This window comes from Enterococcus sp. AMC1623, from assembly GCF_058216495.1.
Genome location: NZ_CM177096.1, coordinates 2,191,517 through 2,204,843, shown reverse-complemented (window position 1 = coordinate 2,204,843; position 13,327 = coordinate 2,191,517). Strand labels below are relative to the sequence as shown.

Here is a 13,327-nt window from a genome sequence, read left to right as displayed (position 1 = left end):
TGAATATATGTTAGATTTAGTAATAAAAAATGCTAAAATGATAACCAATCAAATGTTAGAAATTGGCATTCAAGCAGGTAAAATAGTAAAAATTGCCTCGGTAATTACCGAGGAAGCAAAAGAAACACTTTATTTAAAGGAATCGCAGTATCTTTCTGCTGGCTGGATTGATGATCATGTGCATTGTTTTGAAGAAATGAGTTTATATTATGATTATCCTGATCAAATCGGTGTAGAAAAAGGTGTGACCACTGTGATTGATGCAGGAACGACAGGAGCAGAAAATATTGGTCGTTTCTACAATTTGGCCCAACAAGCCAAAACAAATGTCTATGCGCTACTCAATATTTCTAAGTGGGGAATTGTCGAACAAGATGAACTAGCTGATTTATCTAAAATCAAGGAAGAATTAGTAGCCCAAGCATTAAAAGAATTTCCTGAATTTATTGTTGGCATTAAAGCTCGGATGAGTAAAACAGTCATTGGTGAAAATGGCATTACGCCTTTAGAATTGGCTAAAAGAATTCAGCAGAAAAATCATGTCCCCTTAATGGTTCACATTGGTTCAGCACCTCCAGAGCTAGCTGATATTTTAGCAGTCATGGAACAAGGCGATGTATTAACGCATTGTTTTAATGGTAAAGAAAATGGTATTTTGGCTACTGACAATACGATTAAGCCGATAGCTTGGGAAGCATATCGTAAAGGTATTGTCTTTGATATTGGTCATGGCACGGATAGCTTCAATTTCACTGTCGCCGAGACTGCTTTAAAAGAAGGCATCAAAGCAACTTCAATCAGTTCGGATATTTATATTCGAAATCGTAAAAATGGTCCGGTCTATGATTTAGCCACTACTATGGAAAAATTACATGTGATTGGTTATTCTTGGGAAGAAATCATTGAGAAAGTGACAGTTGCCCCAGCAAAAAATTTCCATTTAACAACAAAAGGGCAGTTAAAAGAAACGTTTGATGCAGATTTAACGATTTTTGAGTTGCTTGAAGAAGATAAAGAGCTTGTAGATTCTAATGGGTTTACTCGGATTACTCCTGTACAAATCAAACCTGTTCACACAATTATTGGAGGAGAAATTTATGACAATGAACTATAATACGTTTGGTTTAAAAGAAGTGATTAATGCTTCTGGTAAAATGACTATTTTAGGTGTCTCTAAAGTATCTGAAAATGTTTTAGAGGCGCAACGTTTTGGTGGCGAACACTTTTTTGAAATGGAAGAGTTAGCGATTCAAACAGGAAAATATATCGCTGATTTACTACAGGTAGAAGATGCACAGATTGTTTCTTCTGCTTCAGCTGGGATTGCTCAAGCAGTAGCAGCTGTTATTGGACAGGGAAGTTTATTTCATGTGTATCATCCTTATGATACGAGCATAACAAAAAGAGAAATTATCTTACCTAAAGGCCATAATGTTGATTATGGGACACCTGTAGAAGTAATGGTCAATCAAGGTGGAGGACAAGTGATTGAAGCCGGATACGCGAACATGTGCACAGCCGATCACCTAGAGATGATGGTTACTGACAAGACAACAGCTATTTTGTACATTAAAAGTCATCACACTGTTCAAAAAAGTATGCTATCAGTAGCGGAAGCAGCTGAGGTTGCCAAACGTCATCACTTGCCATTGATTGTCGATGCCGCAGCAGAAGAAGATTTATTCCAATATATGGCAGCTGGTGCGGATTTAGTTATCTACTCAGGAGCGAAAGCAATTGAAGGTCCTAGTGCTGGTTTAGTTATTGGTAAAAAAGAGCTGGTTTCGTGGGTACGTCTACAAGGGAAAGGCATTGGTCGAGCAATGAAAATCGGTAAGGACAATATCCTAGGTTTTACCCAGGCAATTGCCGATTATGTGGCACAAGGTAGTGAGCAAGGCGCTTCAATGAAAGAACGGTTAGCACCGTTTATCACAGACCTCAATCAAATTACTAATTTAACAGCGAATGTCGTTCAAGATGGCGCTGGTCGCGATATTTATCGAGCAAGTGTAAAAGTTTCTGGGGAAAAAACAGCGAAAGAAGTTATTGCGGAATTAAAAGCGCAAAATCCGGCGGTGTATACGCGAGAATACCAAGCCAATAACGGAATTATTGAATTTGATATTCGTTCTGTGAATACAGAAGAAATGAAAAAAATTGTAACACGTTTACAACAAATTATGGAAGAAAAAGGAGCGGATTAATATGTCATTAACCCCTAATTATTTAGAAAATCGAATCTGTTTAAATGTATTGGCAAACTCTGTCGAAAATGCGAAAGAATGTTATGAAGCAGCAGAAGGTCACGTGGTTTTAGGTGTTTTATCAAAAAACTATGATACGGATGAAGCTGCCATTGAAGATATGAAAAAATATCAAGCAGCAACGAACAACGCATTATCGGTCGGTTTAGGCGCTGGCGATCCAAATCAAAGCCAAATGGTTTCACGAATTTCAAGTGTCTTACAACCACAACACATTAATCAAGTCTTTACTGGTGCAGCAACTTCACGGGCATTATTAGGTCAAGAAGAAACAATTATCAATGCTTTGGTTTCGCCAACTGGCAAAGTAGGCTATGTGAACATTGCGACAGGTCCGTTAAGTTCCAAAGAAGCTCCGGCAGAAGTACCTTTAGCAACTGCCATTGCGTTATTAAAAGATTTAGGGGCAAGTTCAATCAAATATTTTCCGATGAAAGGTTTAGCGCATAAAGAGGAATACGAAGCAGTAGCCAAGGCATGTGCAGAACATGATTTTTATTTAGAACCAACGGGCGGAATTGATTTAGATAATTTTGAAGAAATTGTTCAAATCGCTGTAGATGCCGGTGTGAAAAAAATTATCCCACATGTATATAGTTCAATTATTGACTCAGCAACAGGCGACACACGACCAGAAGATGTGAAAACCTTATTAGCGATGGCAAAAAACACGTTGAAATAATCATTGTGGAGGGAAGAATATGAAAATTGGTGCTTATGGCGAAGTAATGCTTCGCCTCACTCCTCCTGAATATCGTTTACTTGAACAGACACACTCATTGCGGATGGATTATACAGGAACTGGTGTCAATATTTTGGGCAACTTAGCTCATTTCGGACTGGATACTTGGCTGTTAACGAATGTCCCTGATAATCGTTTAGGGGATGCGGCAATTGTTAATTTACGTAAATTTGGGTTGAAAACAGACTTTGTAGGTAAATATCACAATCACATCGGTAGTTATTTTGCCGAAGTAGGTTTTGGTTCACGTCCAACCTATGTAACTTATCAAAATCGCCATAATAGCTCATTTGGTATTTCTACTGTAACCAATTATTTAATCAAGGAATTTTTGGAAACTGTTGATTTGATTCATATTTGTGGGATTTCCTTAAGTTTAACCGATGCTACGTGGGAGACAGCACGCGCGCTTGCCCAGCAGGCTAAACAACTAGGAAAAAAAGTTTGCTTTGATTTTAATTTTCGTCCAAGTCTAAATACCGAAGCAGGTAAAAAGGCCTTGATGAAAGCACGTTACGAAGCGATTTTACCCTATTGTGACCTTGTATTCGGAACATCGAGAGATTTACTTGAGTTACTCGAAATACCTAAAGAAGCGGATGAAGATGATGTTCGTTATATTCAACGATTTTTGGCGCATTATGAGGTGGAGTGGTTTGCTGGGACGCAGCGTACCACAATATCTGAAAAACCGTATATTAGTGGTAGAATCATCACGAAGAACGCACATTACGAGACGGAACCAAAATTACTTACGGTATTAGATCGTATTGGCGCAGGTGATGCCTATGCAGCAGGTGTTTTATTAGGTTACACAGAGAAATGGTCGTTAGAAACAACCGCAGAATTTGCGACGACTAATGCAGTTGTCGCGCATACCTTATCAGGCGATGTTCCCTTGACAACACGCGCACAAATTCAACAAATTATGGATTATCCGGGCTTAGATTTAATCCGTTAATCAATAGCAATTATTTCAACAAATGAACGAAAATTGTTGAAGTAATTGCTATTTTATTTTTTTCTTCATGCTATACTGAGTGAAAAAAAGGAGTAAGTTATGCAATCTCTTATCAATAAATTACAGAAAAAGCGTCCACAATTAAGTGAATTAGAAAAGCAAGTGTTTGACTATATTTTACGTAATCCAACAGAAATAAAACAATTAACAATTGATGAGTTAGCAGCGAAACTTTTTCTATCGACAGCGACTATTTCACGTACGGCTAAACATTTGGGGTTTAAAGGTTTTCAAGAATTAAAATATGCTATTGCTCAGTATAGTCAAACTGAACGTGGCGAGCGTGAACTAACGAATCCAAGCATCATAAGTTTGTCACAATCAATTCAACTTCAATTATCCCAGACACTTCGTTTATTACAACAAGCGCCAATCAAAGAAATTGTTGATGCCTTATATCATGCTAAAGTGATTGAGATTTTTGGCGTAGGCGGGAGTTTACCAAACTGTATTGAAGCCGCACGAAAACTAACTTTTCTAGGAAAAAAAGCAAATGCCAGAATTGATTGGGATGAACAACAAGCAGTTTCTAAAAGTTTAAGTTGTGATGATTTAGCTATTATTGTTAGTAATAGTGGAGAAACCATTCATATTATTGAATATGCTTTGAATTTGCAACAAAATAATGTACCGGTTTTAGCAATTGTGGGTACGGAAAATAGCCGTTTAGAAACGCTTGCTACTCATACATTACAAGCATCAGTAGATATGATTTATTTTGAAGAAGTTGATTTAAGCTCAAGAGTTTCGTTATCGGCTATTTTAGATATCCTATTAATTCAACTGGCTGGCAGAAGTTCTCACGAATGAAGATACAAACGGATGTATCTCCATTCATTTTGTTGAAAGCGCTTGTTAAAATGGATAGATTACCTAAAATAAGGGTAACCAAAAGTTGAGGGGAGTTTATTCTATGAAAAAGCAAAAAGGTAGTGCTTGGGAATTTTTTCAAGGTTTAGGAAAAACATTTATGTTACCAGTCGCATTATTAGCATTTATGGGGATTTTATTAGGAATAGGAAGTTCGTTTTCAAGCCAAGCAACGATTGATGCGTTTCCTTTTTTAGGTAATCATTTCTTACAAATTATTTTTCGTTTAATGTCGACTGTCGGAGGTTTTGCTTTTAGCTATTTACCTGTTTTATTTGCGATGGCGATTCCATTAGGTCTTGCACGTAAAGAAAAAGGCGTAGCCGCATTTTCTGGTTTTGTTGGATATGTCATTATGAACTTAACCATTAATTTCTATTTGCAAGAAACTGGACGCTTGGCTGACCCTGAAAATTTGCGTGAAGCAGGTCAAGGAATGGTTTTTGGGATTCAAACAATTGAAATGGGCGTACTTGGTGGGATTATTGCAGGGTTAGTCGTTTATCAACTGCATAAACGTTTTTATACGATTCAATTATCTGATAGCTTTGCATTCTTTTCAGGCGTACGTTTTGTGCCTATCATCACTTCACTCGTTATGCCGGTTATTGGTCTTTTAATTCCAGTGATTTGGCCAATTTTTGCATTGGTCATTACTACAATTGGATTAGCCATTCAAAAAGCTGGCGCATTTGGGCCTTTCTTATTTGGTTCAGGCGAGCGTTTGTTATTGCCTTTTGGTTTGCATCATATCCTAGTATCGATGATTCGTTTTACCGAAGCAGGAGGTTCAGCAATTATCAATGGCAATGAAGTGTTTGGTGCATTAAATATTTTTTATGCGGAATTGCAGAATAATTTACCTATCAGTCCAAGTGCGACAGCTTTTCTTTCACAAGGAAAGATGCCAACATTTATGTTTGGATTACCGGCAGCGGCATTAGCGATGTATCATACTGCGAAGTCCCAAAATCGAGCTAAAATCAAAGGCTTATTGATTTCAGGAGTGATTGCAACTTTTGTTACAGGAATTACTGAACCGATTGAATTTTTATTTTTATTTGTTAGTCCGTTTTTATGGATTTTCCATGTGATTATGACTGGTCTAGGTTTTATGGTGATGAGCTTATTAGGCGTTACGATTGGTAATACAGATGGTGGCGTTCTTGACTTCTTAATCTTTGGTATTATGCAAGGCAACTATACGAAATGGTGGCTAGTCTTGATTGTAGGAGCCGTTTGGTTTGCAATATATTATTTTGTCTTTAGGTTTGTTATTGTCCGAAAAAATTTAGCTACTCCTGGACGTGAAGAAGTCATTGATACAACGGAATATTCTAATGAAGAAGTAAACTATAGTAAAAAAGGCAGTTTTGATGCAACAGGAATTTTAGCTGCTTTGGGTGGTACTGAAAATATCGAGTCTTTAGATAATTGTATTACACGCTTACGTTTGGTATTAAAAGATGGAACCTTAGTGAATGATGCTCGTTTAAAAGAGCTTGGGGCGTTAGGAATTGTTCATTTAGATGATAAAAATGTTCAAGTGATTATTGGGACCAAAGTAACGACAGTGCGTAATGCGCTAGATGCATTGCTTTAATAAGGAGGAATCATGTTGAATTTTGATAACATCATAGATCGTAAAGGAACTTTTTGTACCCAATGGGATTTTGTTCAAGACCGTTTTGGTGTCGCTGATCTTTTGCCATTTACGATTTCTGATACTGATTTTGCATTGCCTCAAGAAGTTATTGAGGTGCTTACACAACGTTTAAAGCATCCAGTTTTTGGGTATACTCGTTGGAATCATACCACCTTTAAAAGTAGTGTCTGTCAATGGTATCAAAACCGTTTTGATACGCCGTTTAATGAAGAGTGGCTCATGTATAGTCCATCTGTTATTTATTCGATTTCTAAGTTAATTCAATTGGTCTCAAAAGAACATGAGGGTGTGGTTGTTCAAACACCTGCTTACGATGCTTTTTTTAAAGTGATTGAGGGAAATAACCGACAAGTGGTTGAAAATCCACTCTGCTATCAAGAGAATCGTTATACGATAGACTTTCAGAACTTGGAAGAAAAATTAGCAAAAAAAAACAATACAATTTTATTATTATGCTCGCCACACAATCCTACTGGACGGGTGTGGTCCACGCAAGAGCTTAGAAAAATTGTCGCATTATGTGAACAGTATGAGGTTTTTTTGATTTCAGATGAAATCCACATGGACGTCTTGCGCAAAGGAGTGACACATCAGCCAATTCTTAATTTTTCTAACAAAAAAATAGCGTTAGTTAGTTCAGGTTCTAAAACCTTTAATTTTCCAGGTTTAGTTTTTTCATATGCTATTTTGCCAGACGAACAAGTACGTGCCCAGTTTCAATTGGCTTTAAAAAATCAAGATGGGCTTTCTTCTGCAAGTACGCTAGGAATGTTGGCAACGATGACAGCATACGACGAATGTGGGTATTGGGTAGATGAATTAAACAATTATTTAGATGAAAGCATTGCGATGGTCACTGCTTTTATTCAACAGAACATTCCTGAAATAAAGATTATTCCTGCTGAAGCGACCTATTTAATGTGGCTAGACATTAGCCAATTAGGCGTAGAAATGACTGAACTCCAAAGAGCGCTAATTGATATTGGCAAAGTTGCCATTATGGATGGCAGTGTCTATGGTGGGAATGGGCAGTCATTTTTACGTTTAAATATTGGCTGTCCTAAAGCAAAAGTGTTCGATGGGTTAGAGCGATTAGAAAAAAGTATTCAGTATCTTAAACAAACCACTAGATAAAAAGTCTGGTGGTTTTTTCTTTCAAAAACTTCTATAATAAAAGTAAAGTAGGTGAGAAAATGCGTTTAGTAATTGATGGTGATGGTTCACCGGTTAAAGAAGAAGTGATTCAATTAGGTGCAAAATTTAAGTTGCCCGTGTTAATTGTCACGAGTGTCGATCATTATACAACAAAAGAGTATCCTGATTTTGTTCGGTTTATTTATGTTGATAAAGGCGCAGATAGTGCAGACTTTCAAATTGTGAAAGAAATTCAACCCAACGATCTTTTGATTACCCAAGATTATGGCTTGGCATCGTTGGTTTTACCAAAAAAAGTACGCGTTTTTCATCATTCAGGAAAAGAATATTTACCAGAAACAATCGATCAACTATTGGCACAACGCTATCTAGGGACGCAAATGCGTAAAGCTGGGAAACGAACCAAGGGACCCAAAGCCTTTACTAAAAATGATCGTCAACATTTTTATCAAATTCTAGAACAAAATATCCGAAACTATTGTGAGTAATTTGATTAAATGAAAGCATGGCAAAAAATTCAGTGAGAAGACTCGCAAAATAACAGTTAATGATGTGACAAAGTATTATTTTGTGCTAAAATATGTGAGAATCATACGTGAAATGTGACTCTAAACACAGGAGGAAAAACGTTGAAAATTATTTTACTTTACGGCGGACAAAGTGCAGAGCATGATGTATCTATTTTATCAGCTTTTTCTGTACTTAATGCTATTTACTACAACTATTATCAAGTACAACTTGTCTTTATTTCAAAAGATGGACAATGGGTGAAAGGGCCTTTGTTAACTGACAAACCCGCAGCACCAGAAGAATTACACTTAACTTGGTCAGCGACAGGTGAAGCAGGCGAATTTACAGGAACATTGATTCAACCAGGAGATATTAAAGAAGACGATGCAATTGTCTTTCCTTTATTACATGGTCCAAATGGAGAAGATGGTACGATTCAAGGTTTCTTGGAGACAATTCGGATGCCGTATGTTGGTGCTGGCGTTGTAACAAGTGCTTGTGGCATGGACAAGATTATGACGAAATATATCTTGCATTCAGCAGGCATTCCACAAGTTCCTTATGTTCCAGTATTGAAAAATCAATGGAAAGAAAATCCAAAACAAATTTTTGAACAATGTGAAGGTTCTTTACGTTACCCAATGTTTGTTAAACCGGCGAATATGGGATCAAGTGTGGGTATTTCAAAAGCGGAAAATCGTGTTGAATTACAAAATGCGTTAGAAGAAGCTTACAAATACGATACTCGTGCAGTCATTGAACAAGGTATTGAAGCTCGTGAAATTGAAGTAGCGATTTTAGGAAATGAAGATGTGCGCACAACAATGGCGGGTGAAATTGTTAAAGATGTTGCTTTTTATGATTACAACTCAAAATATATCGACAACAACATTGTGATGCAAATTCCTGCACAAGTTCCTGATGAAGTGCAAGAAAAAGCCCAAGAATATGCAAAACTTGCTTATACAATGCTCGGCGGTAGCGGCTTAAGTCGTTGCGATTTCTTCCTGACGAATAAAAATGAATTATTCTTAAATGAATTAAATACAATGCCTGGTTTTACTCAATTTAGTATGTATCCATCATTGTGGAGCGAAACAGGTTTGCAGTATGGTGACTTAATTGAAGAATTAATTCAATTAGGTGTAAAACGATATGAGCAACGCCAAAGCTTTCTAACAGAGATGAAATAAATCGACAAGGCATCATCGAGCAAACTCGACATGCCTTGTTTTTATATGAAGGAGAAGAACATGAAGTTAACAGTAAAAGAAATCGCAGATGCGTTGCAGATTTCATTGGTTGGAAATTCAGAAGCGGTGGTAACTAGTGTTGAATTTGATAGTCGTTTAATTCAAGAAGGTAGCTTATTTGTTCCGTTAGCTGGTGCTCGTGATGGACATGAATTTATTGGACAAGCAATCGCTAAAGGCGCAGTGGCGACTTTATGGAGCAACGATCTTTCGGAGGCACCAACGGATATAGCTGTGTTGCCTGTAACAGATACCACCCAAGCTTTTCAACAACTTGCTGTCTATTACCAACAAAAAGTGGCACCTAAACTTGCGGCAATTACGGGCAGTAACGGTAAAACAACAACCAAAGATATGACAGAATCAGTGTTGGCACAAAAATTCCGTACGTATAAAACGCAAGGAAATTACAATAACGATTTGGGAATGCCCTATACGATTTTACATATGCCGATAGACACGGAAATGTTAATTTTAGAAATGGGAATGGACCATGCCGGTGAAATTTCTTTCTTATCAAAATTAGCTAAACCAGATGCAGCAGCCATCACTCTAATTGGAGAAGCTCATATTGAACATTTAGGCTCACGTGCAGGGATTGCTGCTGCCAAAATGGAAATTGTCGATGGCTTAAAAGAAGATGGCTTGTTGATTATTCCTGGTGATGAACCACTCTTACAGCCATTGTTCGCCGATTTGACGCAACAACTTGCGACATTTGGATTAAGCGAAGGAACCATTCGTGGTGAAATTTTAAATGAAACCAAAGAAGAAACGACGTTTATGATTGATGGTAATGAATACCGTATTCCAGTTTTAGGTGGCTATAATGTCAAAAATGCTTTAATTGCTTATGGATTTGGTCGTTACTTTGGTTTAACAACCGAACAAATTGCTACGGGCTTAGCTGAATTTAAACTAACTAAAAATCGTACCGAGTGGTTAAAAGCTTCGAATGGTGCAGATATTTTAAGCGATGTGTACAATGCCAATCCAACGGCGATGGGCTTAGTCCTAGATAGTTTTGGACAGTTAGACTTACCTGGTCGTCGCTTAGCTGTATTAGCAGATATGCTTGAATTAGGTCCTGATTCAAAAGCAATGCACCGTCAAATGGCCGATCATCTTAGCAACAACTATGATATTGTATACTTGTATGGTGAAGAGATGTCAGCTTTACATGATGCTGTAAGCAGCAAAGTGTATTATTTTGAACCTAATCAAAAAGAAGCCTTAATAGCGCAAATTAAAGCCGATTTATTGCCAACAGACAGCATTGTCTTAAAAGGTAGTAATGGCATGGGATTAGCAGAGGTTGTTGCCAAGTTATAAAGAAAAGTAACTGGAAAAGAAATTTCTTGTAAGCAAGCGTGGAAACTTGCTGAAATTTTCAACCTATGTTAGACTGTTTAAGTGCCGAAAGATGAAGAAAAAATTGGAATAACTGATAACCTAAGCCGGTTGCGGTTTAGATAAAAAAGAAATGATCCTATCATTATAAATTCAAAATGAGGCTAGACAACAGCAAAGTATCGTTTGTTCTAGCCTTTTCTAATGCCTTCAAGAAGTGGTTTTTCGGTGAGAAATGATTAAATAAATATGTCAGGGACCATGTTTGGATAATCATGGAAAAAAGCGAACGCTTCAAACTATCAACAGATACAAAAAATTGTATCTAGTTAAAAACGACGAGATGAGAGTATCATCTACGATCACACTTAGGAGGATCCATTTGAAATTTAAAGAATTAGAACTATCACAAGAATTATTGACTTCGATTGAGCGTGCCGGCTTTGAAGAAGCAACACCCATCCAAGAAGCAACAATTCCACTAGCATTGACAGGTAAAGACGTGATTGGACAAGCCCAAACAGGTACAGGTAAAACTGCTGCATTTGGTCTACCAATGTTAGAAAAAATTGACCCAGCAAAACAACAATTACAAGGTCTAGTAATTGCCCCAACTCGTGAGTTGGCTATCCAAACACAAGAAGAATTATACCGTTTAGGTAAAGACAAAAAAATCCGTGTACAAGCTGTTTACGGTGGTGCTGATATTGGTCGCCAAATCCGTCAACTAAAAGATCGTCCACATATTGTTGTAGGAACACCTGGACGTATGTTAGACCATATTAACCGTCACACTTTAAAATTAGCAACAGTAGAAACATTAGTTTTAGATGAAGCAGATGAAATGTTAAATATGGGCTTTTTAGAAGATATTGAAACAATTATTGCCCAAGTCCCTGAAGAACGCCAAACATTATTATTCTCTGCAACAATGCCACCAGCAATTAAAAACATTGGCGTAAAATTTATGAAAGAACCTGAACATGTAAAAATCAAAACAAAAGAAATGACTGCTGATTTGATTGATCAATATTATGTACGTGCAAAAGATTTCGAAAAATTTGATATCATGACACGTTTATTAGATGTTCAAAAACCTGAATTAACAATTGTTTTTGGTCGTACAAAACGTCGTGTTGACGAATTAGCACGTGGTTTAGAAGCACGCGGATACAAAGCAGAAGGCATCCATGGTGATCTTTCTCAACAAAAACGTATGAGTGTGTTACGTGCATTTAAATCTGGCAATCTAGATATCTTAGTTGCGACAGACGTTGCTGCACGTGGTTTAGACATTTCAGGCGTGACACATGTATATAACTATGATATCCCTCAAGATCCAGAAAGCTATGTTCACCGTATTGGTCGTACAGGACGCGCTGGTAAAGGTGGAATGTCTGTCACTTTCGTAACACCAAACGAAATGAGTTACTTACATGTCATTGAAAACTTAACGAAAAAACGTATGTCAACACTACGTCCACCAACTGAAAAAGAAGCTTTCAAAGGTCAAATTGGTGCGGCTATGGAAACTGTTGAAGAAAAAATGGATGCCAATGGGTTGGAAAAATACCTACAAGGCGCAGATCAATTATTAGAACAATATTCAGCACAAGATTTAGCAGCATTGTTATTAAAAACATTAGCCAAAGATCCTTCTGATTTAGTTCCAGTAAAAATTACACCTGAACGCCCATTACCACAAGGGAAAAAATCATTCAAAGGTGGTGGCGGACGTCGTAGCAGTAACAACCGTGGCGGACGTCGTGAAGGCGGACGTGGACGCGATGACCGTAACAGAAGCCGTGGCGATCGTGATCGCAACCGTGATGACAAAGAAGGTCGTCGCACAAACAAAGGTAGTTACAATAAAGACGGTGGTTCTCGTAAACCAAGCCGTCGTCCAAGCGATAAAAAACGTAGCTTCGTTATTCGCAATAACCAAGATTAAGAAAAAATTAATGATTTTATGAATGGCTGAAGACCAACGAATAAGTCGTTAAAAATTACCCATCTGCACCTGAGAAAAGAAATTTTCTTGGGTGTTTTTTTTGTTTCTGAAAAAATTTTCAGTGGTATTTCTTTTAAAGTTTGGTAGAATAAAGCTAACTTAAAAGGAAAGAGTAGGAACCTATGATTCAAGGAATTGGAATCGATGCTGTAGATTTAGCACGTATAAAAAAACTTATCCAAGATAAACCAAAATTTATCTCACGGATATTAACTCCCAATGAGCACATGTTATTTGATAACTTACCTCTAAAACGTCAAATTGAATTTTTAGGTGGCAGATACGCTTGCAAAGAAGCATTTTCAAAAGCATGGGGAACTGGAATTGGTAAAGTTACCTTTCAAGATTTAGAAATTTTAACCAATGATTTTGGTGCGCCTGTTGTAACAAAATCACCTTTTACAGAAGGCAATGTTTTTGTCAGCATCACGCATACCGAAGAACTCGCATTTGCACAAATTATTTTAGAGAAATAGAAAGAA

Annotated in this window: 12 protein-coding genes; all 12 read left to right on the top strand. The window is 37.3% G+C overall.

From position 1 onward, the window contains the following. Positions 1-7: 7 nt before the first annotated feature. The 12 genes from AC4BC7_RS10690 (at position 8) to acpS (ending at position 13,321) form a co-directional block, all read left to right on the top strand. The gene (locus AC4BC7_RS10690) at positions 8-1,114 is read left to right on the top strand and encodes an amidohydrolase/deacetylase family metallohydrolase (RefSeq protein ID WP_207871732.1); all 1,107 of its coding nucleotides are present in this window, start codon (positions 8-10) and stop codon (positions 1,112-1,114) included. Beyond that, positions 1,098-2,207, top strand: a complete 1,110-nt coding sequence (locus AC4BC7_RS10685; RefSeq protein ID WP_490502827.1) for a DgaE family pyridoxal phosphate-dependent ammonia lyase — start codon at positions 1,098-1,100, stop codon at positions 2,205-2,207. Before AC4BC7_RS10690 ends, AC4BC7_RS10685 begins: the two co-directional genes overlap by 17 nt. Before the next feature lies 1 nt (position 2,208). Continuing rightward, complete coding sequence (gene dagF / locus AC4BC7_RS10680) at positions 2,209-2,949, top strand: 2-dehydro-3-deoxy-phosphogluconate aldolase (protein ID WP_490502826.1); 741 nt, start codon at positions 2,209-2,211, stop codon at positions 2,947-2,949. A 19-nt stretch (positions 2,950-2,968) separates the two neighbouring features. After that, complete coding sequence (locus AC4BC7_RS10675; RefSeq protein WP_490502825.1) at positions 2,969-3,970, top strand: sugar kinase; 1,002 nt, start codon at positions 2,969-2,971, stop codon at positions 3,968-3,970. Between the two features lie 99 nt (positions 3,971-4,069). Further along, positions 4,070-4,840 (top strand): MurR/RpiR family transcriptional regulator, encoded by a 771-nt coding sequence (locus tag AC4BC7_RS10670; RefSeq protein ID WP_207871728.1) that lies wholly within the window; start codon positions 4,070-4,072, stop codon positions 4,838-4,840. A 103-nt stretch (positions 4,841-4,943) separates the two neighbouring features. Continuing rightward, positions 4,944-6,503 (top strand): maltose/glucose-specific PTS transporter subunit IIBC, encoded by a 1,560-nt coding sequence (malX, locus tag AC4BC7_RS10665; RefSeq protein WP_490502824.1) that lies wholly within the window; start codon positions 4,944-4,946, stop codon positions 6,501-6,503. Positions 6,504-6,515: 12 nt separating this feature from the next. Beyond that, entirely contained in the window at positions 6,516-7,700 is a 1,185-nt protein-coding gene (locus AC4BC7_RS10660; RefSeq protein ID WP_490502823.1) for a MalY/PatB family protein, read from the top strand. A gap of 59 nt (positions 7,701-7,759) precedes the next feature. Further along, complete coding sequence (locus AC4BC7_RS10655) at positions 7,760-8,209, top strand: YaiI/YqxD family protein (RefSeq protein ID WP_207871725.1); 450 nt, start codon at positions 7,760-7,762, stop codon at positions 8,207-8,209. Positions 8,210-8,350: 141 nt separating this feature from the next. Then, positions 8,351-9,424: a D-alanine--D-alanine ligase gene (locus tag AC4BC7_RS10650; protein WP_207871724.1), complete on the top strand. Its 1,074-nt coding sequence runs from the start codon at positions 8,351-8,353 to the stop codon at positions 9,422-9,424. Between the two features lie 60 nt (positions 9,425-9,484). Beyond that, positions 9,485-10,816, top strand: coding sequence for a UDP-N-acetylmuramoyl-tripeptide--D-alanyl-D-alanine ligase (locus AC4BC7_RS10645; protein WP_490502822.1), 1,332 nt, complete (start codon positions 9,485-9,487; stop codon positions 10,814-10,816). Between the two features lie 400 nt (positions 10,817-11,216). Then, complete coding sequence (gene cshA, locus AC4BC7_RS10640; protein ID WP_207871722.1) at positions 11,217-12,785, top strand: degradosome RNA helicase CshA; 1,569 nt, start codon at positions 11,217-11,219, stop codon at positions 12,783-12,785. 182 nt (positions 12,786-12,967) lie between these two features. Then, complete coding sequence (acpS, locus tag AC4BC7_RS10635) at positions 12,968-13,321, top strand: holo-ACP synthase (protein WP_207871721.1); 354 nt, start codon at positions 12,968-12,970, stop codon at positions 13,319-13,321. The last annotated feature ends 6 nt before the right edge of the window (positions 13,322-13,327 follow it).